The organism is uncultured Pedobacter sp. (assembly GCF_913776295.1).
In the GTDB taxonomy this organism is placed as follows: domain Bacteria; phylum Bacteroidota; class Bacteroidia; order Sphingobacteriales; family Sphingobacteriaceae; genus Pedobacter.
The window spans coordinates 1-24,572 of the sequence record NZ_CAJYOJ010000035.1; the positions used below are offsets into that span (position 1 = coordinate 1).

Genomic DNA, 24,572 nt, shown 5'->3' on the forward strand with positions numbered 1-24,572 from the left:
TTTTCAGCCGGCATTTTATTAATGTTTGTCTATTGTTTTTTATCTGTATTAATGAGCTCGGCAATGCCTCGGTTTTGTTACTTTTTGATGCCAAAAAGTAAGAGCCCTTCGGCGGCGGTAAGCCGAGGCAAGACTGGGCTGTATGGCATAAGTAATTAGTTACGTCATTTATATTGATTTTTATACAATAAATTATCCCTCAGGATGGCAAATATAATAGGTAATTATTTAGGCTCCCATAGTTCAATCTTATTACCTTCTGCATCCATAATATGGATAAATTTTCCATAGTCATAAGTGGCAATTTCATCGAGTATCGTTACACCATTTTCTTTAAGTTTTTCCAATAGCGCTTCAAGATTTTGAACGCGGTAATTAATCATAAATTCTTTTTTTGAAGGAGAAAAATATTCATCACCTTTTTTAAACGGACTCCATTGAAGCGAATCGACTTCATCAGGGTTATTGATATTCCGGGAATCAAAACTCACAGCACCCCATGCATTGATTTCAACGCCCAGGTTCTTGGCATACCAATCTTTTATTTCCTTAGGATTGTCCGATAAAAAGAAAATGCCGCCAATTCCTGTCACCTTTGGTGAGGTGTCGCGTGTTGTAGTCTGGTTTTCGGTGTCTTCCATATTTTTGTCGGTTGAGGTTTTTTGGAAAATATTTTTTGTAGCCCTAAGGTAGCAGAAAATCGTTTTTATTGTTTACCATATTCAATAATATATCCGAAATTGCTAACGAAAATCAAATTTTAATGTTCGGTAAAATAATCAGGTTTATTTTCTTTGGAAACTACTTTGTAGGAATCCTGGCAGTAGCCCTTACGCTTGAGGCTACCCTTCAGTTAAGGCTCCCATTTAATTCTCTCAATTATTACCTGTTGCTGTTTCTTGCACCCACCATTTATTATACTTACGCTTACAATAAGGTCTCTACAGCGCCCTCCACTACCAATCCGCGTACCCAGTGGTATTTCAAACATAAAACTTTTATTAACTGGAGTCAGGCTGTACTTTTTATTATTTGCATGCTGCTGGCCATTAACTTGCTCGATCAGAACTTTCAGCATATTCTGGCCCTCCCGCTGACTTATTGGTTAGCCATAATTATTATTGTTATTGCAGGCGGCTTGTATTATGGTTTACTCCCGAAATCTTTTATTAAGTTCAATCTCCGAAATACCGGTTGGCTTAAAGCTTTCGTTATTGGCTTTGTATGGGCCTGTTGTGCCAATGTACTGCCCTTAATTATGCTTAAAATTGAAACGGGAATAGGTTATCACGATTCGGTATTGTGGACCTGGTTGTTTGTTAAAAATTGGATGTTTTGCACTGTAAACGCCATCATTTTCGATATTAAGGATTATCCTACCGATGCAAATAAACACCTGCGGACATTTGTGGTACGTTATGGTTTACGAAGGACCATTTTTAATATATTGATTCCGCTTTTAATTATTGGTTTAATCTCTTTGGGCGTATTCGCCGGTTACAAAGGTTTTGGAATACCACAGGTTTTATTCAATGTTCTCCCCTTCATATTGACGATTTATATTGCTTATTCCATGCATAGAAGGAAAAATATCCTGTATTATCTGATGGTAATTGATGGACTGATTTTATTTAAGGCCATATGCGGAATAATAGGAATGCAGTTTGTAAGGTAGGGGTTAACTGATGAAATTGTTTAACTGGTTAATTGATGGTTATATTCAGTTAGGCAATTTGTGCCTTTAAACAAATAACTCTATGAAGCTAATGTCAGACTCAATTAACCAATTTCAACGATTAAGCGATTAACCAAATGAACAACAACTACGATAAAATAGCCAACCATTACGATACCTTAAGCCGTTTGGTGTTTTTTAAATCGCAGGTTAATGCTCAGGTCGATCAACTTCATCATATTCCAAAAAATAGCGAAGTTTTAATTGCAGGTGGCGGAACAGGATGGATTTTAGAAGAAATTGCCAAAATACATCCAGGCGGCTTAAAGATTGTTTACGTGGAGATTTCAGCTAAAATGCTGGCGCTTTCTCAAAAGCGGGATTATAAAAACAATCAGGTGGAATTTGTGAATCTGGGTATTGAGAATTTTAACACCGATGTATTGTTTGATGTCGTTTTAACTCCATTCCTTTTCGATAATTTTGCTGAACAACGGGCTGCGAAAGTATTTGAACAATTAAATTCGTATTTGAGAGGTGGCGGACAATGGTTAATAGTCGATTTTTCGCTTGATAAAGGCGTTGGGAACTGGTGGAAATGGTTGCTGCTTAAATCGATGTATAGCTTTTTTAAATTACTTGGAATTGTAGAAGCCAATCAACTCATAGACATGGATCCTTATTTTTTGAACAGGGGTTATCAAATTTTGGAACAGCGCTTTTACTATCGTGATTTTATAAAAGCAGTTATTCATAAAAAAATAAAATGACATTAATATAATGCATCAATGTTGCATTTGGTATTTGAATGCTGATCTTTGTTTTAAAAGATAAGCGTATGGATTTTGATGTAATTATAATTGGCGGCAGCTATTCGGGTTTGTCTGCCGCATTAACTTTAGGGCGTTCCACCCGGAATGTTCTCGTGATAGATGCTGGTAAGCCGTGCAACCGACAGACGCCGCATTCCCATAATTTTTTAACACACGATGGCGATCGGCCTGCTGATCTTGCCAAACGGGCAAAAGAAGAAGTGTTGAAGTATCCGACTGTCAGGTTTTTGGAAGGAGAAGCCATTTCAGCTGTGCGCATAGTTGGAGGGTTTAGTATTGAAGTAGAAAGTGCGGGAAGTTTTACGGCCAGGAAAATCTTACTGGCCACAGGTTTAAAAGATGTGTTGCCTGATATTAAAGGATTGGCAGCGTGCTGGGCCATTTCGGCAATACACTGCCCTTACTGCCACGGCTATGAGGTTAAGAATGAAAAAATAGGTCTGTTAATGAATGGTGAGCATGCTTTCGAAATGGCTAAAAACCTTCATCTTTGGAATAAAGATTTAACCATTTTAACTAATGGCAAATCACAATTAAATACAGAACAGACTGAAAAACTGAAGTCTAAATCGATTACGATTTTGGAAGAGGAAGTGATGGAACTGGAACACCACAACGGTCAGCTTGAAAATGTTGTTTTCAAAAACGCAGAGAGATTAAACTTGAAGGCAATATATGTAAAGCCCGATGTTGAACAGCACGTAAACTTTAGCGCACAACTTGGATTTGAATTAACAGATTTGAAAACTATAAAGGTAAATGAGCAGCAGCAAACCACTGCCGAAGGCGTTTATGCCGCAGGAGATTGTACTACCCTGTTGAGGTCGTTGTCTATCGTTACAGCTGCCGGAACAATGGCTGCAGTAATGATTAATAAAGAATTGATTTCTGAAGATTTTTGATCAATCATCGGAAATTAAAATAGTATGGCACCAATAATTGTGACAATAAACATCACTGCCATCACAATTCTATCCGCAGTAATCCATTGATCTCTGGTAAGTGGTGTGGCAACTTTTTTGATGGTTTCAGCTTTATGCCTCGAAAGCCTGAAAATCGATGTGTCTAATTTAATAATCATGGGATGATGTTTTTAATAGGTTCGATTTTATTAGGACAAATCCCAAGCCAATATCTAAAAGAAATGTTAAAATGTGGAAAACTAATAATTTTTCTTAATGAATTGATATTTATATGGTTGTAAATACAGCTCATCATTAATGAGGTCAATCGGGCTGTTGGATATTGCCTACATCCCGATTGATCCATGTGTATAGTAAATGTTTTTATTGCAGGTCTTTGTCCGGTTTTTCTGCATGATTCAATTTACTGTGCTGTTTGCCATAACCAAAGTAAATGGCTAAGCCGATAATCAACCAAATGGCAAGTCTTAACCAGGTCTCCCAAGGTAAAAATACCATCATGGCGATGCAGGTTAAAATGCCCAAAATTGGGATTAATGGCACCAAAGGAACCTTAAATGGGCGTTTGGCTTCAGGATTTGTTTTTCTTAAGATCAGGATGCCTACACAAACCATTAAAAACGCCAGTAAGGTGCCGATACTGGTCATTTCACCTACCACGTTCATCGGTACAAATGCAGCAAAGAGGCCGATAAATAGACAAAGGATAATATTAGATTTATAGGGTGTTTTAAATTTTGCATGCACATCAGAAAACATTTTTGGTAACAATCCGTCTTTGCTGATGGAATAAAACATCCGGGATTGTGCCATTAAATCGATCAGGATTACGGACGTATAACCGATCAGAATGGCCAGAATAATGGCCTGGCTTAACCAGGCATACGGTGTTTTTTCGATGGCTATGGCTACCGGTGCACCACTATTGGCAAATTCTTTATAATTAGCCAGCCCGGTCATTACATGTCCGAATAATCCAAACAAAACCGTACAAACCAACAGCGAGCCAATGATACCGATGGGTAAATCGCGCGCCGGATTTTTGGTTTCCTGTGCGGAGGCCGCAACGGCATCGAAACCGATGAATACAAAAAATACCAAACCTGCACCGCGTAAAACGCCGCTCCATCCAAACTGACCAAAGGTTCCGGTATTTTCTGGAATGTAAGGATGATAATTTGTGGGATCGATATATTGCCAGCCCAAAGCGATAAAAACCAACACTACGCCCACTTTAAGAAAAACAATAATCCCATTTACAATTGCAGAGCCTTTTGTGCCGCGAATCAGTATGGCCGTCATCAATACCACAACCAATGCCGCGGGGATGTTGATGATGCCATGAACGGTAGAACCGTCAGCAAGTTTAGCGGTTTCAAAAGGGGAAAGGGTTAGCTGTGGAGGAAGATAAATATGCAGGCTGGCTAAAAACCTGGTTAAATATTGCGACCAGCTAATGGCTACTGTAGCGCAACCTACAGAGTATTCCAGTACCAGATCCCAGCCGATAATCCAGGCGAAAAGCTCGCCCATGGTGGCATAAGAATAGGTATAGGCGCTGCCTGCCACGGGAATCATAGAGGCAAATTCAGCATAACATAATGCTGCAAAACCACAGCCTAAAGCCGCAATTACAAATGATAAGGTTACCGCTGGACCGGAATGATTGGCTGCTGCTAGGCCTGTGATGGAAAATAAACCTGCACCAAGCGTTAAGCCTACACCAATTAAAATCAGGTTTATTGGGCCTAAGGTTCTTTTAAGCGTTCCTTCGCCGCTTTCATTCGCCTCGGCAACAATGCTGGCAATAGATTTTTTCATGAAAATAAGTTAAGAAGCTGCAAAATTATTAAAATATATTAAATCTATAGTATTTATATGTTTAATTCCTGTAAACCTAAAATCAGATATGCACCGGCTAACTTTAGAGAACATAAAGCAGTTTTTGAAAATGTACGTGCTGTTTTTCATAGGTACTGTAGTCCCGCCATCGCTTGTAGTCCTCGTTACGCTTTGCTTCACTGTGGGCTACCCGCTCTGTCGGGTTTATCTACAAGGGGCTGTTCCAAAACCCAAAATAATAATATCAGCCCTCTCCAACTAAACCTGATAGAACCAGATAGCTCCCGATTTTATCAAATATTTTATATTTAAACCGGTATCTAAATCGGGACTATAGGTGATAGCAGGACTGCAGAAACCAATATATTACCAGACCTTGCTTTTCAAAAAAAAATCGAAAATTCTTATATTCTACTAATTTTTTTCCAAAACACAAAATTTTAACTAAAATTATTTATCTAATAATCAGTTATTTATGATTTAATTCTGAATTATTTTAGTACTATGTATTGCATGGTAGTGTACAAAACATATATCTTTGTTATATGATAGCAGAAAATACGCAAACGCAAATGCGGAAAGGGATTCTGGAATACTGTGTTTTATCCATCATCTCACGGGGCGAAATATATGCTTCGGATATTATTGCCGAATTAAGATCGGCAAAGCTGTTGGTGGTTGAGGGCACCTTATATCCATTATTAACCAGGCTTAAAAACAACGGTTTGTTAAGCTACAACTGGGTAGAATCTACCTCAGGCCCACCGCGTAAATATTATACCTTAACCGAAGATGGTCGGGGCATTTTATCACAATTAGATCAAACCTGGCAGGAGCTGGCTTATGCTGTAGGTGTTTCACAAAAAGGAGCCAATTCATAATTAGTAAAAACAGAAATGGAAAAGACCATCATCATCAATATAGGAAACACGATTATTCACATTGAAGAAAGTGCTTACGAGCTCTTAAAAGCATACTTGAACGAAGTAAAACAATATTTTGCCAACCATGCCGACGACCTCGAAATTGTAACGGATATTGAAAACCGGATTGCCGAACTGTTGACTGAACAACTGGAAGAACAGAAAAAACAGGTAGTAGATTCAGCCAATGTAAATTCGGTAATTGCACAAATGGGCAGGGTTCAGGATTTTGACAATACAGCAGAAGGTGGGGAAGAACCTATAATCGATAACCACTATCAATATCAATATACAGAGAAAAAACTCTACCGCGATATGGACGACCGGGTGGTAGCGGGTGTTTGCGCGGGTATTGCACATTTTGTAAACGCAGATCCGAAATGGATCAGGTTAGCAACAGTACTGATCAGCTTAGCCGGGGGATTCGGCTTATTGGTTTATGCCATACTGTGGATCATTATGCCAAAAGCCAAATCGCGTGTAGAAAAAATGGAAATGAAGGGCGAACCTGCCAACCTTCAGGGATTTCAAAAGAACCTGGATGAAGAACTACAGGCTGTTAAAGAACGTTTAACTGAAGTAAATAAACATGCACAACCTTTATTCGCACGTTTCGGGATTTTTATCGGCGAGTTTTTCGAATGGTTTGGCCGTTTTATATCAGGTACCGGAAAGGTAATTTTTAAAGTAATCGCTGGTCTGATCGTCGTAGCTGGCGTACTGTTTTTACTGGCATTAATTATTGGTACAGCAGTATTCCAAGGGTTTTGGGATGCAAGCATTTACGAATATTTCCCATTCTCCATTGTTAATGAAAGTAATAGAGGGATGATTTTGTTAGGTGCATTTGTCGTATGTTTTGTACCGGTTTTGGCTTTGGTGTTATTCTCGATCAGAATTGCCTTTAACAAACAGATAACTAATAAAACACTTTCTTTTGCCTTGTTGATTATCTGGTTGGGAGGTGTGGCAGTTACAGGCTACCATGTCGCAAAGATTTTATCTGAATTTAAACAGCATGCGGAGTTAACACAAACAACCGACCTGAAATCTTTTCCTACTTATACTTTGAACATCGATAAAAGCAAATATTTCACTAAAGAAGACAGCTTAGCTTACCACATTGATGCCAACAACCGCCATCAGATTGTGGTTGATGACATGGAAGACGGACCATTTGTTTCGCCAAGCCGGATCCGTATCGATATCAACAAAAGCGAAAACGGTATTACCCGTTTAACACAAAAATATGAATCGCAGGGCAAAACCTTTCAAAGCGCCTTGCAAAATGCACAGAACATCAGCTACAATTATATAATGAAAGATTCGGAGCTGGTTTTTAGTCCGAGGTTCCAATTGAGAAAGGGAAGCATTTGGAGAAACCAGGAAGTACGGTTAACTCTTGAAATCCCCGTGGGAACCAAACTAATTTTAAAGCAGGATATTTATCGCTACGTGAATAACTACTGGGCCTGGGAGTGTAACGACAGCGAAAATGACCAAAATGATTACAGTGTTTGGGTGATGACGGATGATGGGCTGAAATGCGTTGCGAAATTAAAAGAAGAAGCATTAAAAAGGCAAAAGCTAAAAGGGGAATTATACGATTTAGAATTGTTACAAAAGAATAAAACTGATGATGTGATTTATCAGGATTCCGTTTCAAACAGGATCAGGGAGGTTAAAGGAGAGTTGGGGATAGCGCCATAATAATATTCGTCATTTCGAGCGGAGTGCAGCGCAGCCGAGAAATCTATTTAAACAGATCTCTCCCCGCCTGTACGGGCAGGCGTTCCGTTTCACTTCAGTCGAGATGACGTAAAATTTAAAAAGAAAAAACCATGAAAACATTATTAACGCTAATGGCATGCCTGGTGGTGTGTGGGGCTTCTTTTGCCCAAAAATTAAATAAACTTTCCGGAAAAATTGTAGATGAAAAAACGGTCCCGGTGTCGTTTGCGGTGGTTCGGGTGCTGAATTATCCGGATACCACTATTGCCAAAAGTGTATCAACTAATATAGACGGTGAGTTTAGCGTCGACGAGTTAAAAAGCGGCGATTATGTTCTCTCCATATCTATGGTAGGTTTTAAAAGCAAAAAAACGGATCGCTTTTCAATCAACGAGGATTTAAAATTACCTGCTATTGGTATAGAAAGTCTAACCAAACAGTTAAAAGAAGTAAGCGTTCAGGGCAAGAAACCATTTATTGAACACCAGATTGATAAAACGGTACTAAATGTCGAAAATAGCATTACAGCAACAGGTAGCACTGCTTTAGAGGTTTTGGAAAAAGCACCTGGTGTGCAGATCGACCGGCAGAATGATCAGATTAAGCTGAACAATAAAAACGGAGTGACAGTGATGATCGATGGCAAATCCAATTTCCTTTCCGGTGCCGATATTACCACGCTATTGAGTAATATGAGCAGCGATCAGATTGCTACCATTGAGCTGATTACCAACCCATCTGCCAAATATGATGCCGCGGGAAATGCCGGGATCATCAACATTAAGCTTAAAAGGAATAAAGCTTTTGGTACAAATGGTACGCTGGCACTAAACACCGGTCAAGGAATTATGCCTGATTCGCCGGGTGATCTATTTCGCGCAGGTGTAAATTTAAATTTAAATCACCGCCAGGGCAAATGGAATATTTTTGGAAATGGCGCAATGGTACGCAAAGCCCAGTTTAACAATACGTTTCTAACCCGTACCACTTTATCGGATGGTTTGGCCAGTTCATTAACACAAAATTTCGACAGGAGAAACAAGGGGGTTGGCTTCCAGGGGAAACTGGGTACAGATTATTATGCTTCGGAAAAAACGGTTTTTGGGGTCATGTTGGATGCCAATACGGTAACGACTAAACTCAGCAACTTGAGCAATACAAATATCAATGCAATGCAAAATGGCACTTCGAGTCTGAATTATATTTTACAGGATGCCAATTCGCATTCGCCGGTGGCCAATTTAACGGCTAATTTTAACATCAAACACGACTTCGATAAAAAAGGAAAGAGTCTTACTTTCGATATGGATTACTCGCGTTTCAGCAATAAAAAAGATGAAAACTTCCTTGCCAATTATTTAAATGGTAGCGGCAACCCCACCAACCAAACCACCTTGAGGAACAATACGGATGCAGAAATAAACATTTATGCAGCAAAAACAGATTTTACCTTGCCGATTTCGAAAACGATGAAACTGGAAACAGGCCTGAAAAGTAGCTATGTAGTTACCCATAACAACTTTATCTCCGAACAGTTGATCGGAGGAATATGGCAGAATGACCTGGGCAAATCGAACAATTTTGTGTACAAAGAAAACATCAATGCCATTTACGGAAGTTTCTCCAAAGAATGGAAGGTATTTCAGGTTCAGATCGGTTTAAGGGGCGAACACACGCACTCTAATGGTACTTCGGTTACCGACCAAAAACAGGTAAACCGCAATTATTTTTCCTTGTTTCCAACAGTATTTGTAAATCAAAAGATCAGTGAAAACCACAATATTCGTTATTCATATGGCAGAAGGGTTGATCGTCCGAATTACCAGCAGTTGAATCCCTTTGTATTTTATATGGATCCACTGGCGGTTGATCAGGGAAATCCTTATCTTAAACCTCAATTTACGGCTAATTATCAGATCAGTTATAGTTTTAAAGAGCTTTCTTTCTCGTTAAACTATTCTGATACGCGCGATATGATTACGCAGATCAGTAAACAAGACGATGCCACAAGGATTATCAGTGTGATCCGCGAAAACCTGGGGCGCTCGCGGTATTATTCGGCCGATTTATATATTCCGGTTAAAGTAACCAAATGGTGGAATATGCAGAATAATATCAGTGTATATTATAACAAATTTAACGATGGCAATATAGAAGGTGCTGCTTATAGCGCAGGTAAAGCGGCTGTGAACCTTTTTACTTCTGATACCTTTACGCTTCCACAGAACTTTAGTATTGAAGTGAGTGCCTGGTTAAATTCTCCGCGGGTAAACGGGGTAGAGCAAACAACCATTTATCAGGGTGCTTTAAATGCCGGGATCCAGAAATCTTTAATGGATAAAAAGCTTAAACTGCGCTTAAGCATGGATGATATTTTACTCACTAACCATTGGGAAGGAAAATTGGTTTATCAGAATGTTAACATGAATGTGGTAAACCATTATACCAGCAGAAGAGCAAATTTTAGCATCAGTTATAACTTTGGAAACCAGAATGTAAAATCGGCCCGATCAAGAAATACCGCTACAGATGATATTAAGAACAGAGCGGGAGGGTAAGGGAGTTTGGAGTTGGGCGTTCGGAGTCGTGAGTCTGAAGTCTAGGGTCTTGAGTTTTTAGTCCGGAGTCCGGAAAGTCAGAGGTCAGAAGTTTGGGCGGTAAAGCCTCAGTTAACCAATAACAATGAAAAATATCTTTTACAGTATCGCAATTTTATTTACCGCTTTAAGTTTTGGGTGCCATAGTAGTGGAGGTTATTTATCAGTAAGTACGATAGACAACCAGTCTGACTTTAAATTTGAGGCAAATTATGCCGACAGTAAAACGGATAAGCTGGAGAAATATCTTGATAGTGCATTGAACAATGAACTTCCATTAGATCAGAATATTGATCTGTTTGTAAACTTAAATGGTAGTGATAAATTTAATCTTAAAGCCAAAAAGGGCTGGCTCGAGATCAACTTTGATAAAAGGAACAGTACAGCCGCAGGTTATATGAAATTGAAAAAACTTACTGAAGGGATTAAAAAGAAGTTAACGAAGTAGTCGTGTTTTAACCGCAAAGGACGCAGAGATAAGGCGCAAAGAATGCAAAGCCTTGGGGTTATCTTTCGGACCTTCCACTTTTCAACACAGAGTTGCACGATTATTTTTTCGCACATTATCTTCTGACTTTGGTCTCCCGACTTTCGGACTTAACCTTAAAGCAATCTTTTATGAAGCATTGCAAAAAAAAATACCTATTACATTTACCCATTATTGAATTACAAAAAAATCATCCATCAATTCGCCAGCAGTTGTAAAGACCAATTTGTAATAACCAATTTTATTATTGTTTTGATGGACTGTACTTTTAAAAGTTATGGTATTTAAATCACCTACTTCAGCCTCAATGTTTTCGGTATCAACTGATATATTTTTATCTGTTATATCTAAAACTTCACAAGTATTTTGATCCAATAGTGATTTAAAAGATTGAATGAAAATATGATGGATGTTATGGGCTGCTACAAATTTTTTTATATGTAAATTGTTTGACATTTCATTTATGATCATTACAGGTTAATATTTTCATTCGCAATTCACTAAATCTTATATCTGTATTAGCAGTTGCGTTAGATTATACAATTATTTAACAACAATGCTATCAACCCATTTTTCTCTACCGCCTTCATTCATCGAAATTATGCTGGCAGATAGATGAATGATATGTTTATTAGGTTCGTAGCTAACTTTTATCTCTGGATAGGTAATTACGTTGTAATATTCCTTTTGGATTATTTGGTATTCGAAAACAGGTAACCATGCAACAGTTTTATAAATTTCTACACGTTTGCCCCTGTAATCGGAAATGACATTGCCGATGGAATGTTCCCTATAAATAATACCATTGCTCAATTTTTTTTCTGCATCGGATTCGAAATCTGCGACAATAAATCCTACTCCCAAAATACCAAGTGTACCCGAAAGATAACCTATTCCAAAAGTACTTATCATTAAAAAGGTGCCGATAATTTTTAAGAATTTATTCGGCTGAAATTGCGACCACCACAATATAAGCGATAGGCTTAGGTAGAAACCCGAAACTAATAACCAGTTTAGAGGTACCGATATAGTTGAAACTTTAAAAAGTAAAGCAAGAGTAGTTGAAACAGTTAATGCAATTGAAATGCTGATCGCCCATTTCCTTGTTTTTGGTTTCCTTTTAGTTAATGCAAAAAAGATTAAGCTTAAAATAGGATAGGTCCAAAGCGCTGTTAAGGTAATAGAAAATGGATTCATGGAGCGTTAAGGTTGATTGAGTTATGGTATCATTCCAACGGTGATAAGCGTTAGGCATACCTTGTTTTCTTTAGTCATTTATTAAACCAATCATTTCGCTAATTCTTCTCTCAGCTTCCTGTTTTGTAATTCCTCCATAATAATCCTGAACAAATTGATGCTCAAAATCCTCATGTGGAATAACTAATGGACGATTATTGCCTCGCTGGGTGTAAACTGTTGTAGGAATACTCAATGTGTCCTGGTAACCTGGTATGTTGTTGCATAGCCAACCGAAATAACTTACTTCGTAGTTTTCGTTGTTAAAATTTTGCTTGTAAGCTTCGAAATTCTTTTCACTTAACGATACCCACAAACCGTATTGCAGGTCTTCACAATGATCGTTAACAGGTTGGTATAAGGTGCAGCGGATAAATCTGTCAATATCTTCGCCATGCGCTATCGTGCAAAAATCTGAGCTTAAAGTTGCAATAGCTTCTTTATCCTGATCATTTAGTTCATTATAATGCATAGGAGAATTGAAAGCCAATGCGGGCCAATCATTATGTATTTCACCACAGGTATGGCATATATAAGTGGAGCGCTGACTCATTAACACATTAATTTAAATTGACTGAAAGATATGCATTATGCGTAACAGTACAAAGCAGTAGATATAGATTATGAAATGATTTTAGAGTTTGATGAGGTCGATTTATAGGAGAATTGATCTAGAAATGAACGCTTTGGCTCTCGAACCCAACTTCATCAGACTTGTTTCTTAAGTCACAAAAAACGCCCATACATTTCTGCATGAGCGCTAGTTGTTGTTTATTATTTTTTAGTGTTTAGCATCAGCTGGCGCATTGGTAGTCGAATCGGCTACTGAATCGGTGCTGGTACTATCCACCACCTTATTGGTATCGGTGTATTTATACATGCTGTCGGCATTTTCCTGATCGGCTTTTTTACCACTACATGCTGACAACGCTAAACCAAATGCAGCCATTAAGATTATTATTTTCGTTTTCATATCTGATGTTATTGGTGTATTTATATAATAATCCTTTTCCATTAGAATTGTTTTGGAAATTGTTGAATTAGTCCGGTGTCGGATGACCGAGGTCGGAAGGTTTAGGCAGCTTTTTTAACCGCAAAGAGCGCGAAGAAGGGGGCGCAAAGATCGCAAAGTTAGGTTGATCTTATATTAAGCTCCAGTTGTTCGTCATCCGATAGTTATCGGATCTCGCGCATGCGGGAATCTTAATGGTATTACGTTTTATCGCCAAGAGTACGAAGAGTTGATCGTCATCTCGACTGTAGCGCAGCGGAATGGAGAGATCTTTGAACTATGGTAAAAGATTTTGCTGCGCAGAGCCTTCGGGTTCTCCACTGCGGTCGAAATGACGATGCTTTGAGACTATGCTCGCGCAAGTCTTAGTTTGGTTATTAATAATTAACTTGCCTGCTTCGTCCTTGCGAACGGAAGGGCAGGGCAGTTGTGATGGCGTGAAGCAATCTTGTTAGCAGATATTGAAGGTGATCGTCACCCTGAATTTATTTCAGGGTCTATCCGGTAGTTAATATATCTGTATACAAATTTAATTCTTCTTTTAGTTTGTTTTTAGCAGCTTAATTACAAATTTTTGCTATATTTATATCGCGAACACAGTTGGGCATGTATTTAATTTTTTTAAAATGCACCTAACAAAAAATCAAATTACTTTAGCTAAACTGGAGTTTAGTTATCGCAGACTCAAAAGGCCTTTTAATGTAAACCTGGTCCAAAATTCAATTCAATTTTTAAAACAGCTCCGCGGCAAACCATCATCTGGTAAAGAATGCGATTGGTATGTGCTGTTTGTAAACCAAAACCACGAGGTTTTTTGCTGGCACAAACTCAAGCAACAGGCCAAACCAATTAACTGCATACAGCAACTGGCGGGCTTGGCTGTTGCCTGTAATGCTTATGGTGTACTGGTGGTAAACTATTGCGATGTGAAAAGCATTAAGGTTAACCCCCTCGATGAGCTTTTTGTAAGCACCTGTTTTACTACCTGCTCAAAGCTAAACATCGAAATTATTGATTATGTAATCTGTAATGCACAAACGCATTATAGTTTTAGAGATGGGTATAGGGATTAAAATACTACTGGGCTGTTGAGAGACAGCCCAGTACATGTATGTTTGTTTATAAGTTATTTGTCGGCCAATCGTCATTGCGAACCGAAGGGTATGGGGATTAAGGTGGCGTGAAGCAATCTCTTAGAATGCGATATCTTATGAAAATTAGCTTATTAAAGGATGAAATTCGAGGAGGCTTTGTAATGCAACTCGTGGTATCCAAGGTGTCTGAATTTTTATGTTTAGCAATTGAGATTTCATAGGCATATGAGTGCGCTTGCAGAGGATAATACCCACTAATATCCATAGTTTGCTAATTCAATCTATTTTTTTAGCAGATGCAATCGCTTCATTTCTTCGTTTTATTTCATCGACTTTTTTATCGATATATTCCCTATTTACTTCTATCTTATTGGCTATATAAGTAAATTTTAATCTTAATTCTGGATCTACAAACCATACGTCAGAATGACTGACATTATATGGTTTTCCAATTTCTTCTTGGTTTTTTGGAATAGGTGTAAAATTAATTGAGGACACTCCTTCAATCATCTTTATATCTTTTACATTTAAACTTAGTAACTCAAAATCGGAATGATTTTTAAAATCGGTTTTACCTGTTTTGTAAGTTAATCCGACGCGAATAATACATTCATCAGGTGAGGTATATTTATCCCAATCTACAGACATTCCCCCTTCGAAGGCAAATGCTCCGGCATTAACCATGCCATCTCTAATAAATTGCTTATGGTAGTTTCTATAAAGATTGCAGTTATTTGTAAAATCGCCGTTTAATATGAGAGTTGTTACTTCAGATTCTGCATCCATTTCATTAAATGTTCATAAACTTTATCAGTGGGGACATTCCCCTTTATTGGAATCTCGTTATTTTGTAAATCTCCATAGTAGTGTCCTAATATTCTATTTTGAACATACTTGAAGTTGATAAGCATTCTGGCATTATTTAGTCTCCAAGTAAAATCAATCGAGCCATCACCTACTGGATCAATAGATGGCGACTGTATTACAAAAAATTTATCATTATAAACAGCTTCAATGTAGTCAGATATACATTTGCAAGCTCTATTAAACAATATTGGGTCTATAGGACTTGCAATGTCTCCATCCCAACCTTCTTCGAGATCGAGCATATATTTAGCTTCCTCGATAACTATATTGAATGCTTCTAGTGGTTTGTATCCAAAAGATAGAGTAGTCCAAAAATCTGAATAATTTTTCCCTTTACTTGATTTCCTCGGAAAGGCCTTTGTCCTATCAAATAATTCAATTTTATCACCACTTCTAATTTTGAAATAATCGACTTCAGATGGGGAAATGAATTTTATTTGGGTGCTTTCTGCAATAGGTCTTCCGAATTTCTGATGGTCATCGTAATTTTCGTTTAGATCATATTTGGGCGCAAAAGGATGTATAGCACAATCTGTACTTTCATCTTTTTTTGTTAATCTTAAAATTTGATTCGACATATTAATCTCCTATTTCTATAATATTAAATACTTCAGAATAGTCGTTTTTTAATATTTTTTCTTTGCTAATGGCTCTATCAATTTGATCGCGTAGGCTTTCCAAATCTTGTCTATCTGCATTAACGTATAGAACTTTTTCTTCTCCGTTTTCCGAATAAACAAGTTTTATTTGTTGTGATATTATTGCATTCCTACGTGCATCACTTATGTCATCTGCAAAAACCATTCTGATATCACAAATGATGTTAGATTCTCTGAATATATTAGGCACATCAGTAGCAAGTGTCATTGCCTTGTAAGAGATTTTGACGTTAACAGCACTGATGAAAATGCTCACTAATATAGTAATGTAGTGATTTTCTTTATCAGGATTTGCATTATTATCTTCATCAGCTAAATAAGACTTAACAAGTCCATTTGCTATATCTTCAATATTCTTCGACCTATCGATTAATATATTTCCGAAACTATAAATCGTTGAAGCAATCTCATCGATGTTTGCAATAGGTAAATCATGAAGGAAGTCTACTAAGCTATAATGGCCCCCTCCAATAGGAAAGTTTGAAAGCCTATTAGTTAGTAATTCGAGAGATGCGTTATCGAGTTCAATAAGGCTATTGAAGCCCGATCGAAACCTCGCAGGAATGTGGTATCTTGCCATTTTTGGGTAAAGATTTAAATCTTCAATTATTGCGTTTGTTGATGATCAACAAATCGTATTAAAAAATTTAAATAATGTTCAATTATAATACTTTTTTAGTAATTGGTTATTGTACAACACTAATATAATACAAAAATACTTAAATATCGTTAATTTGGAAACATTCTAGATTATCCCTTATTTAACACCATTCTTAGTAGATTGGATATTAGAGTAGGTTGACTTGTGCTTTCCAGAATTTGGATAGATAGATTTTTACCTTAGAGATTATTTTAAAGCACATTAAGTCCTTAGCACCTACCTGAGACGCTAAGGCTAAATTGAAGTTATTAATATTAATGCCTCCTTGGAGCTGACCTTGTATGTGGACTTACATAAGTTCCGTTTTTCCGCGTATAACCTTTTACATGGACGGTTCCTCCTGATGAGTTACTTGATCTACCCGTGGAAATGGATGATGAAGATACGCTTGATGGATTATTTTTGATTAGTTTACCATATCGATATTGTATAACAGGTATTCCATCATACACGTAACCATACTCATTCGTAAATGTAAGATTGTCAACTTGTTCTTTAGATAGCTTCTTTAATTTCTTCCAGGTTCTAAGTTTCGCGCTATAGCCAGTGATGAATCCATATTTTATAAATGCATTTTTTGTACCGCTTACGTAAACAAAAGCTTTGCCCGGCGCTATCGACGATGATTGATCTATTCCATCTAACGCACTGGATATTGGAGTTTCTGCATCAGAAACAGTGAGGCAGTAATTTGTTGTACAGCTTGACAGCATCAGAAATGCAGCAAAGAATAAGAGGTTGAAGTGTTTCATATTAAATTAGTTATTATTAAGTCCACTAATGTAAATACCAAAAAGAATGCGACAATACGGGAAACCGTACGCCGCATTTTCCCTTTCCCTCCACACCCTCCTCTCCGTTGTGTTCAGCGCAGCGTCACTACGGAGTAACACATAAGATTAAGTTATGAACACACAATTACTCTTCTAAAGTCCAAAGAACAAAACAGTATCTGGTTTTTACAGTCATTTACTATGCATGCATTGTAAATCTATTATCTTTGCGGCTTTTATCAATTATCCGCATTCATTAACACATTCATGGGCAAAAACAGCATCGGCTCTACCATTTCGTATTTCTTTTTAGGTGAGTACTTTTCTGATGCCCTGCGCACCACCATTACCGTGGTATTGCCCATTATTTTATTCTTTTACCTGGGTAACCCTGAGGCAGCAAAAGGAATAGGGGTTGGGACTTTGCTGATCAGTCTGACCGATTTACCCGATAACCGGCTGAATAAACTGAAAACTGCCCTGTGGAGTATCATGGTCTTTTTCGCGACTACGCTGGTGGTTTCATCCGTTTTAGATGACGTTTACCTTACCGCAGTTGTGGTGGTCATTGCTGCCTTTAGCTTTTCGATGCTGGCCGTATACGGGCAGAAACTCTCGCTCATTGGTACCATGGCGCTGATTGTGTGTGCTTTTGTGATGGGGCTTCATCCTGCAAATCCACTTTATTTTAGCAGTTATATGCTGGTGGGCGGGGTTTGGTATTATATGATCAGTTTAATCCAAACTTTACTGCGGCCTTACCGCTCGCTGCACCATGCCATTTTCGAATGCCTGATGAGCAGCGCGGTATTTTTAAATGCCAAAGCCAGAAATTATGATGTGGATGTGCCGCTCGATCTGCAGCAGAAAGAGGCGATAAAGCTGCACATTAAGGTGAACCAGAAACATGAGCTGATCCGCAATTTGTTGCTCACCGATAAGTACGCCATGGACCCCGATAATCCCAAAGGCCGGCTGTTGTTGGAGCGGGCCAGGTTACTGATTGATTTATATGAGCAGTTGAATGCGGTGCATTATGATTATTCGCTGGTACGCAAAACTTTGGCTACTGGTTCGAGTCTGAAACTAATTGCCAGCCTGATTAAATTACTGGCCAAAGAGCTGGAGCAGTTGGGCAGGCACGTGCGTTCGGCAAAGGCTTATAAAGGCGAGGTAGCCACCAACATCGAATACCAACAGCAACGTGTGTTGTTATTGCAAGAGATGGAGCGTTTAAACGAAACGCAACGTAAAATTGTACTCAAGGTGCTTTCTAACATGAACGACATTGTGCGGATTATCGAAATGATCAGGGGCAACGAGCGCGTGCCGGAAAAGGAGCAGCAAGAGTTAAGCGGTACCATCGCTTACCCGCTGTTTATTACCGGCGACCGTTTTTCCATTAAGGAACACCTGACTTTAAAATCGCCTATCTTCAGGTTTTCGCTGCGGCTGGCCATCTGTTTCCTGTTTGGTTTTTTGCTCATTGCGCAGCTGGAACCCAGCAAATACAGTTACTGGCTTTTTCTTACGCTGGTGATCGTCGCGCGGCCCAAATTCTCCATCACCTGGAAACGGAATTTACAGCGTTTAAAGGGCAGTATGGGAGGGGTGGTTATTGGTTTGGTACTGGTTTACCTGATTAAAAGCCCGGCGGTACTGTTGTCTTTCTCGGTTGTTTTCTTATTGGGTTTTTATGCCTTTAACCGCTTAAATTATACCATTAGTGTGCTGTTTATTACCCCTGCGGTAATTTTAACACTCGGCAGTTACCAGGGGCATTTCGATCATATTGTGCACGATCGGATTATTTTCACCGTACTGGGCTGCGTAATTGCGATTTTTGCCACCTATTTGTTTCCCGTTTGGGACAGCCAGCAGCTAAAGGCTAAAATGATGGATGCCGCTAAAGCCAGTTTGAATTACCTGCAGGTGGCCATTCAAAATCGCACCGATAGGGATGAAAATCAATCGCGCATGGCGCGGAAAAACGCCAATTTAAGTTTATCGGCCTTAAGCGAAGCCATTGATTCGGCCAGTCAGGAACCCATGCGGAAACACATCGATTTTAACGGGCTTTATGATGTACAGGCTATTATTTATCAGATCAATGCGATTATCACTTCCATATATCTTTCTGTTAATCATACCGAAGGTCAGGCCGATCACTTACTGGTTAAACAAATTTTAAGTAATCTAAGTCATGAAGTGACACTTAATGCATTGTCAGGGATTGACGGCATGGACGTTAATCATGATGATCATTCTACCGGGCAGAAACTGGCGCACATCGCCGCTTTATCGTTTGAATTTAAAAGGTTGAGTGCTGGTTTTTAAGGCTGAGTTTGATGGCTTGTCAGTCTGAGCGGAGTCGAAGACCGTATCGGTTGTTAATTTTCAAAATGTATTTACACACAAAAGATCCTTCGACTACGTTCAGGATGACAGATTTCTATAGAAAGCTCCGTCATTGCGAGGCACGAAGCAATCTTAATGCGGACGCGAGGTAGCGATCGTTGTAGGATTGCTTCGTCGGCTGAAAAAGCCTTCTCGCAATGACGATTTTTTTCTTTGGAATCTGTTAGGTTTTGAATAACAGGGCGTAATAAATTTGATTGAAATGGTCTTGCAAAATAGTATATCGCTATATTGTGAGCCTTAATCTTTATTCGTATGAAAAAATTATTTCTAAGCTTCTTTTTGATTGCTTTTTTAGCCATAACCGCTTTTGCCCAAAAGAAACCCAACTTCTGGGAGGATGTACAGGTGATAAAGAAGTACGACAAAATGTATAAACCGCCTGTAAACCCTGTGCTGTTTGTGGGGAGTTCATCTATCCGCAAATGGGATGATTGCATGCAAATTTTTGCCAAATACAACGCCTTAAACAGGGGGATTGGCGGTGCCGTTGTTAACGATATCACCTATTATTTAAATGATATTGTTTTTCCATATCAGCCAAAACAGATTGTACTATATGTGGGCGAAAACGACCTGCCAAATGAAACGGTAACACCCGATACAGTTTTAAACCGCACCATCAAGTTATACCAGGTCATCAGGGCCAAACTGCCAACTGTGCCAATTGTGTATATCTCTATTAAACCGAGCCCAAGCAGGGATAAATTTAAGGAGAAAGCAGTAGCATCTAACGCATTGATTAAAAAGTTCCTTGCCGGAGAGGCCAATACAACCTTTGTTAATGTGTATCCTTTAATGTTAACCAAAGATGGAAAATTAAGGCCCGAACTTTTTGTAGAAGATATGCTGCACATGAATGCCAAAGGTTATGCGATCTGGAGGAAAGCGGTTGAACCGCATTTGTTGAAGTAGATTTTAGTCGGAAGTCCGGTGTCAGCGGTCAGAAGACTAAAGTTGAATACCAAACAAAAATCCGTCATTTCGATCGAAATACAACGATGTGCCCGCCTATGCGGATAGGCCCGCCCGTACAGGCGGGGAGAAATCTACGGTAAGGATATTGAGATTAAAATTCATTTGTAATAGGTAACAAAGTGTATTGGAGTAGTATACAATGCAATCGTTATGTTATATGCACGCGTTGGAAACGCGCGCAAGCCTGTTGATATAAAGACTAAAGCTGAAAGACCAAAGCTCAGCTATTCAACAATGTTTTGGGGTGATAAAAATATTGTTTCGCCTAAAACGATGCAATCGTTAAGCTATTGATGCACGCGTTAGAAACGCGCGCAAGCCTCATTAGGAATTCCAAAGCCATATTTATTTCTTGCAGATAAGAAGTTAGCTAGCCCCGATTGAACGGAAAGCCCGGAGCGTAGCGAGGACTTGCAGGGAAAGCGGGACCGAACCTATGCCATTAACCACAGGTAGTGCGCTTCAAAATAATAGGAAGACTAAAGCTGAAAGACCAAAGCAAAAAGATTAGATGTTCAAAGATGTCTTTACAAATGGTGCGCATTAAAACATACAATCGTTAAGCTATTGATGCACGCTTTTGAAACGCACGCAAGCCTGAACCAACCGCCAAAAGATCCCTATCAATTTTACCATGTAAGACATATAAGAACATATAAGCTTACATGCTCTTAAATTTCTTATATGGTTAAAAAACTTTTTTTGCACATGGCTTTGAAAAAAGTAACCTTTTTTTCTCAACGCCTTATAATACTTAAGTATTAGTTTTTTCGCCTTTTGCACAGCTAAAAGGAAATTAGCTAATAGTTGTATACAAGGTTAACCGGAATTAAAATTATATATTTATCATTGCGTTTTAACCTTCACTAAACCAAATGAAGAGACCTTTACTGGCTATATTATTCCTTTTAATCGCTTATTCTACCCATGCACAGGTGCTATTAGGCATTCCACAGGTGGTTAATTACAATAACGAGCAGTATAATGGTGGCATTCAGAACTGGGATGTAGAGCAGGATAAAAATGGCATCCTTTACTTTGGTAATAATGAGGGGCTGCTTACTTTTAACGGACGTTACTGGAACCTGTTCAAGTTACCCAATCGTACTTCCGTACGCTCGGTAGGGATCGATTCTAAAAACCGCATTTATGTAGGCGGACAAGATGAGTTTGGTTATTTCTACCCCAATGCGCAGGGCGTTTTAAAATATACCTCGCTGTTAAACCTATTGCCCGAAAATATGCGGAAACTGGCCGATATCTGGGGTGTTTCAATTGTTCGGGATGAGGTATTTTTCAGGTCTATACATGCTATTCTACATTATAAAGATGGGGTAATTAAGAGTTATAAAACCAATACTAACTGGATGTTTATGGGTACTGCAAAGGGCAAAATCTTTTCGCAGTCGTCTGATTCGGGCCTTATGATTTACGATCATGGTATGTGGAAACCATTTTGTAAGGATAGTATTTTAAACCGTTCCGGTATTACCGCTGTATTGCCCTATAGCGGCGATACTTTATTGGTTTCGATGTTAAAAAAAGGATTATTCTTACTTATTAATCATCAACTAAAACCTTTAAGTGGCAGTTTAAACCAGGTTTTTTTAAATGAACGGATTTATTTTGCGACCCAGATCAGTTCAGATTTATATGGTGTGGCCACCACTTCAGGTGGGGTGTACATCATGAATAAAAAGGGCGATCTGGTACAGAAATATAACTACAAAGAAGGTTTGCAGAACAATAATGTAAGGGGTATACTGCTGGATAAGGATAAGAATATGTGGCTGGCTCTCGATGATGGCATAGCTTATGTGGCCATTAACAGTGCGGTAAAAAGCATTTCTCCCGATCGCAATAAGCAGATTACCAGTTATGCTTTCCGCAAATATGGCAAATCCATTTATATTGGTACCTCTAACGGTTTGTACCATGCCAAAATTAATACGGCAATGCCCGATTTAAGCTATTCTCCCGCCAATTTCGAAGAGGTAAAAAATAGTAAAGGGCAGGTATGGGGACTGGATGAGATTAACAACCAGCTCCTGATGGCGCATGAAGATGGAACTTTTCTAGTAAAAGAAAATACCGCCACTCCGCTGTACAGCTCAATTGGCACCTGGATGTACCAGCCCATAGATCATGTTTATCCGAGCAAAGAGGTAATAGCGGGTACTTATGCCGGATTGCAGGAAATCACTTACGAGGGAAGCCGATTTATAAATGGTGGTAAAATTGCCGGTATTAACGAAACGCTGCGTTTTATTGTAGCTGATAATAATAATCCTGATCAGATCTGGGCTTCGCATCCTTATCACGGTGTATATAAAATAGAACTCAGGCCTGATCATAAAAGCATTTTACGTACTACGTTGTTTTCTGATCGGGATGGTTTACCAACCAAGCTTTATAACTATGTATTTCATATCAAAAACAGGGTTGTCATTGCCACTACAAGCGGGATTTTTGAATACAATGCCTCAAGCAAAAAGTTTAGCCGTTTTAAATTATTCGGCGCTGCCCTTAACGGTATACCTATTCAATACCTCAAAGAAGATAATGATGGAAACATCTGGTTTATAACCAATAAAAAGGTAGGTGTAATTGATTTTCATAGACCCAGTGGGAAAAATCCATTCAGTATTTTATACCTGCCCGAGCTAAATGGCAAAGTGGTTGGCGGTTTCGAATCGATATACACACCCGATAGCAAAAATATATTTATCGGGGCCAATAAAGGAGCTTACCATATCAATTACCAGAAATACATTCAGAATATTACCCGGCCAAATGTGGTATTGGGGACCGTAAAATTAATGGGGAATAAAGACAGCGTGGTTTTTGGAGGCTATTTCGTAGACAAAGAGAATATTGTGTCTAAGCAGGATTTGCACGAAATACCAGCGTATGAATACAGCTTAAATTCGATCCATTTCGAATATGCCTCTACGCTTTTTGAACATGATAAGAACATCAAATTCAGTTATCAGCTTGCCGGCTTTGATAGTGAGTGGTCTGCCTGGGGCATTAAAAGCGAAAAAGATTACACCAATTTGCCTGCCGGAAAATATACATTTAAGGTTAAGGCGAGTACCGGTATCAGTAACGAGTCGGAAGTAATAAGTTATACTTTTGTGGTGTTACCAGCCTGGTACAATACCATTTGGATGCGAATTGTTTACCTGATTGTAATTGTAATGAGCTTGAGATTCATTATCAGGTGGCAAAAAAAGAAACATATTAAGGAGCAGGAACGCATGAGTTACCTGCACCAGCTGGAACTTGATCGAAATGAAAAAGAAATTGTGCGATTGCAGAATGAAAAGCTTGAAGCCGATGTAAATTATAAGAATAAAGAACTTTCTACCATGACCATGCACCTCGTACAACGTGGAAAGGTGCTGGCCAAAATTAAGGAGGTCATATCTGCGGTAATTAAAAACCACGACCTCAACGAAAGTTCGCCAAGTTTCAGGCACCTGATCAGGCTGATTAAGGATGTTGAAAAGAAAGACCAGGAACTAGATCACATGAGTGTGCATTTTAATCATGTAAATACAGAATTTTTTAGCCGTCTTAAAGATCTTTATCCAGACCTGAGCCAGAATGACCTGAAATTCTGCGCCTATTTGTCTATGAACCTTTCTTCAAAAGAAATGGCCCAGCTGATGAACGTGACGATTAAAGCAATTGAAGTAGGCCGTTACCGCCTTCGAAAAAAACTCCAGCTAAAACCAGAAACTAACTTATACGAATTCCTAATTGAAATTGCACGGCAAAAAATGCCTTAAACGTATGTTTTTGTTACAAAAGCGTTTATTTCTGTTGTAAATGTTTAAATATCTTTAATACAGCACTTT

At 38.6% G+C, this 24,572-nt stretch carries 22 protein-coding genes; 11 read left to right on the forward strand and 11 right to left on the reverse strand.

Translation table 11 applies throughout. The annotated features are described in order from the left end of the window. Positions 1–224: 224 nt before the first annotated feature. Positions 225–641 carry a VOC family protein gene (locus tag QZ738_RS06185; RefSeq protein ID WP_293785709.1) on the reverse strand — a complete coding sequence of 139 codons (417 nt, stop codon included), beginning with the start codon at positions 639–641 and terminating at the stop codon, positions 225–227. A gap of 122 nt (positions 642–763) precedes the next feature. Between QZ738_RS06185 and QZ738_RS06190 the strand changes: the two genes are divergently transcribed. The 3 genes from QZ738_RS06190 (at position 764) to QZ738_RS06200 (ending at position 3,410) form a co-directional block, all read left to right on the forward strand. After that, on the forward strand, positions 764–1,675 hold the full coding sequence (locus QZ738_RS06190; RefSeq protein ID WP_293785711.1) for a UbiA family prenyltransferase: 912 nt from the start codon (positions 764–766) through the stop codon (positions 1,673–1,675). A 137-nt stretch (positions 1,676–1,812) separates the two neighbouring features. Then, on the forward strand, positions 1,813–2,445 hold the full coding sequence (locus QZ738_RS06195) for a class I SAM-dependent methyltransferase (RefSeq protein ID WP_293785713.1): 633 nt from the start codon (positions 1,813–1,815) through the stop codon (positions 2,443–2,445). Between the two features lie 68 nt (positions 2,446–2,513). Further along, positions 2,514–3,410 (forward strand): NAD(P)/FAD-dependent oxidoreductase, encoded by an 897-nt coding sequence (locus QZ738_RS06200; protein WP_293785715.1) that lies wholly within the window; start codon positions 2,514–2,516, stop codon positions 3,408–3,410. Positions 3,411–3,424: 14 nt separating this feature from the next. On the opposite strand, the gene QZ738_RS06205 is transcribed toward QZ738_RS06200, so the two are convergent. Both QZ738_RS06205 and QZ738_RS06210 read right to left on the reverse strand, forming a co-directional pair. Beyond that, a complete protein-coding gene (locus QZ738_RS06205) occupies positions 3,425–3,589 on the reverse strand; it encodes a hypothetical protein (protein ID WP_293785717.1) in 165 nt (54 codons plus the stop codon). Positions 3,590–3,794: 205 nt separating this feature from the next. Then, positions 3,795–5,252, reverse strand: coding sequence for an amino acid permease (locus QZ738_RS06210; RefSeq protein ID WP_293785719.1), 1,458 nt, complete (start codon positions 5,250–5,252; stop codon positions 3,795–3,797). 566 nt (positions 5,253–5,818) lie between these two features. On the opposite strand from QZ738_RS06210, the gene QZ738_RS06215 reads away from it, so the two are divergent. From QZ738_RS06215 to QZ738_RS06230, 4 genes are all read left to right on the forward strand, one after another. Then, positions 5,819–6,154, forward strand: a complete 336-nt coding sequence (locus tag QZ738_RS06215) for a PadR family transcriptional regulator (protein WP_183767890.1) — start codon at positions 5,819–5,821, stop codon at positions 6,152–6,154. A gap of 15 nt (positions 6,155–6,169) precedes the next feature. Further along, positions 6,170–7,906, forward strand: coding sequence for a PspC domain-containing protein (locus QZ738_RS06220; RefSeq protein WP_293785722.1), 1,737 nt, complete (start codon positions 6,170–6,172; stop codon positions 7,904–7,906). 131 nt (positions 7,907–8,037) lie between these two features. Then, positions 8,038–10,485, forward strand: a complete 2,448-nt coding sequence (locus QZ738_RS06225) for an outer membrane beta-barrel family protein (protein ID WP_293785724.1) — start codon at positions 8,038–8,040, stop codon at positions 10,483–10,485. Between the two features lie 124 nt (positions 10,486–10,609). Then, a complete protein-coding gene (locus QZ738_RS06230; RefSeq protein ID WP_293785726.1) occupies positions 10,610–10,972 on the forward strand; it encodes a hypothetical protein in 363 nt (120 codons plus the stop codon). Positions 10,973–11,182: 210 nt separating this feature from the next. Here the strand turns inward: QZ738_RS06230 and QZ738_RS06235 are convergent, their stop codons facing one another. The 4 genes from QZ738_RS06235 to QZ738_RS06250 form a co-directional block, all read right to left on the reverse strand. After that, positions 11,183–11,467, reverse strand: a complete 285-nt coding sequence (locus tag QZ738_RS06235) for a hypothetical protein (RefSeq protein WP_293785728.1) — start codon at positions 11,465–11,467, stop codon at positions 11,183–11,185. Between the two features lie 87 nt (positions 11,468–11,554). Further along, on the reverse strand, positions 11,555–12,208 hold the full coding sequence (locus QZ738_RS06240; RefSeq protein ID WP_293785730.1) for a hypothetical protein: 654 nt from the start codon (positions 12,206–12,208) through the stop codon (positions 11,555–11,557). A 70-nt stretch (positions 12,209–12,278) separates the two neighbouring features. Further along, a complete protein-coding gene (locus tag QZ738_RS06245; protein ID WP_293785732.1) occupies positions 12,279–12,800 on the reverse strand; it encodes a DUF2199 domain-containing protein in 522 nt (173 codons plus the stop codon). Positions 12,801–13,028: 228 nt separating this feature from the next. After that, positions 13,029–13,220, reverse strand: coding sequence for a hypothetical protein (locus tag QZ738_RS06250; protein WP_293785734.1), 192 nt, complete (start codon positions 13,218–13,220; stop codon positions 13,029–13,031). Positions 13,221–13,885: 665 nt separating this feature from the next. On the opposite strand from QZ738_RS06250, the gene QZ738_RS06255 reads away from it, so the two are divergent. Continuing rightward, the gene (locus tag QZ738_RS06255; protein WP_293785736.1) at positions 13,886–14,332 is read left to right on the forward strand and encodes a hypothetical protein; all 447 of its coding nucleotides are present in this window, start codon (positions 13,886–13,888) and stop codon (positions 14,330–14,332) included. Positions 14,333–14,629: 297 nt separating this feature from the next. On the opposite strand, the gene QZ738_RS06260 is transcribed toward QZ738_RS06255, so the two are convergent. From QZ738_RS06260 to QZ738_RS06275, 4 genes are all read right to left on the reverse strand, one after another. Beyond that, the gene (locus tag QZ738_RS06260) at positions 14,630–15,139 is read right to left on the reverse strand and encodes a hypothetical protein (protein WP_293785738.1); all 510 of its coding nucleotides are present in this window, start codon (positions 15,137–15,139) and stop codon (positions 14,630–14,632) included. Then, positions 15,118–15,798 (reverse strand): hypothetical protein, encoded by a 681-nt coding sequence (locus tag QZ738_RS06265; RefSeq protein WP_293785740.1) that lies wholly within the window; start codon positions 15,796–15,798, stop codon positions 15,118–15,120. Before QZ738_RS06265 ends, QZ738_RS06260 begins: the two co-directional genes overlap by 22 nt. A gap of 1 nt (position 15,799) precedes the next feature. Beyond that, positions 15,800–16,459 carry a hypothetical protein gene (locus tag QZ738_RS06270; protein WP_293785742.1) on the reverse strand — a complete coding sequence of 220 codons (660 nt, stop codon included), beginning with the start codon at positions 16,457–16,459 and terminating at the stop codon, positions 15,800–15,802. Between the two features lie 335 nt (positions 16,460–16,794). Next, on the reverse strand, positions 16,795–17,292 hold the full coding sequence (locus QZ738_RS06275) for a hypothetical protein (protein WP_293785744.1): 498 nt from the start codon (positions 17,290–17,292) through the stop codon (positions 16,795–16,797). A 288-nt stretch (positions 17,293–17,580) separates the two neighbouring features. On the opposite strand from QZ738_RS06275, the gene QZ738_RS06280 reads away from it, so the two are divergent. From QZ738_RS06280 to QZ738_RS06290, 3 genes are all read left to right on the forward strand, one after another. Further along, entirely contained in the window at positions 17,581–19,650 is a 2,070-nt protein-coding gene (locus QZ738_RS06280; RefSeq protein ID WP_293785746.1) for an FUSC family membrane protein, read from the forward strand. Positions 19,651–19,986: 336 nt separating this feature from the next. Further along, the gene (locus QZ738_RS06285; protein WP_293785748.1) at positions 19,987–20,646 is read left to right on the forward strand and encodes a GDSL-type esterase/lipase family protein; all 660 of its coding nucleotides are present in this window, start codon (positions 19,987–19,989) and stop codon (positions 20,644–20,646) included. Positions 20,647–21,584: 938 nt separating this feature from the next. After that, entirely contained in the window at positions 21,585–24,503 is a 2,919-nt protein-coding gene (locus QZ738_RS06290; protein ID WP_293785750.1) for a triple tyrosine motif-containing protein, read from the forward strand. Positions 24,504–24,572: the final 69 nt, after the last annotated feature.

Bases quoted from the DNA above. Each gene is read 5' to 3' on its own strand.
- QZ738_RS06250 (WP_293785734.1), bottom strand. From the start codon at position 13,220: ATGAAAACGAAAATAATAATCTTAATGGCTGCATTTGGTTTAGCGTTG.
- QZ738_RS06235 (WP_293785728.1), bottom strand. From the start codon at position 11,467: ATGTCAAACAATTTACATATAAAAAAATTTGTAGCAGCCCATAACATC.
- QZ738_RS06190 (WP_293785711.1), top strand. From the start codon at position 764: ATGTTCGGTAAAATAATCAGGTTTATTTTCTTTGGAAACTACTTTGTA.
- QZ738_RS06225 (WP_293785724.1), top strand. From the start codon at position 8,038: ATGAAAACATTATTAACGCTAATGGCATGCCTGGTGGTGTGTGGGGCT.
- QZ738_RS06205 (WP_293785717.1), bottom strand. From the start codon at position 3,589: ATGATTATTAAATTAGACACATCGATTTTCAGGCTTTCGAGGCATAAA.
- QZ738_RS06285 (WP_293785748.1), top strand. From the start codon at position 19,987: ATGAAAAAATTATTTCTAAGCTTCTTTTTGATTGCTTTTTTAGCCATA.
- QZ738_RS06260 (WP_293785738.1), bottom strand. From the start codon at position 15,139: ATGGATGCAGAATCTGAAGTAACAACTCTCATATTAAACGGCGATTTT.
- QZ738_RS06290 (WP_293785750.1), top strand. From the start codon at position 21,585: ATGAAGAGACCTTTACTGGCTATATTATTCCTTTTAATCGCTTATTCT.
- QZ738_RS06280 (WP_293785746.1), top strand. From the start codon at position 17,581: ATGGGCAAAAACAGCATCGGCTCTACCATTTCGTATTTCTTTTTAGGT.
- QZ738_RS06210 (WP_293785719.1), bottom strand. From the start codon at position 5,252: ATGAAAAAATCTATTGCCAGCATTGTTGCCGAGGCGAATGAAAGCGGC.
- QZ738_RS06270 (WP_293785742.1), bottom strand. From the start codon at position 16,459: ATGGCAAGATACCACATTCCTGCGAGGTTTCGATCGGGCTTCAATAGC.
- QZ738_RS06275 (WP_293785744.1), bottom strand. From the start codon at position 17,292: ATGAAACACTTCAACCTCTTATTCTTTGCTGCATTTCTGATGCTGTCA.
- QZ738_RS06195 (WP_293785713.1), top strand. From the start codon at position 1,813: ATGAACAACAACTACGATAAAATAGCCAACCATTACGATACCTTAAGC.
- QZ738_RS06185 (WP_293785709.1), bottom strand. From the start codon at position 641: ATGGAAGACACCGAAAACCAGACTACAACACGCGACACCTCACCAAAG.
- QZ738_RS06245 (WP_293785732.1), bottom strand. From the start codon at position 12,800: ATGAGTCAGCGCTCCACTTATATATGCCATACCTGTGGTGAAATACAT.
- QZ738_RS06215 (WP_183767890.1), top strand. From the start codon at position 5,819: ATGATAGCAGAAAATACGCAAACGCAAATGCGGAAAGGGATTCTGGAA.
- QZ738_RS06265 (WP_293785740.1), bottom strand. From the start codon at position 15,798: ATGTCGAATCAAATTTTAAGATTAACAAAAAAAGATGAAAGTACAGAT.
- QZ738_RS06255 (WP_293785736.1), top strand. From the start codon at position 13,886: ATGCACCTAACAAAAAATCAAATTACTTTAGCTAAACTGGAGTTTAGT.
- QZ738_RS06200 (WP_293785715.1), top strand. From the start codon at position 2,514: ATGGATTTTGATGTAATTATAATTGGCGGCAGCTATTCGGGTTTGTCT.
- QZ738_RS06220 (WP_293785722.1), top strand. From the start codon at position 6,170: ATGGAAAAGACCATCATCATCAATATAGGAAACACGATTATTCACATT.
- QZ738_RS06240 (WP_293785730.1), bottom strand. From the start codon at position 12,208: ATGAATCCATTTTCTATTACCTTAACAGCGCTTTGGACCTATCCTATT.
- QZ738_RS06230 (WP_293785726.1), top strand. From the start codon at position 10,610: ATGAAAAATATCTTTTACAGTATCGCAATTTTATTTACCGCTTTAAGT.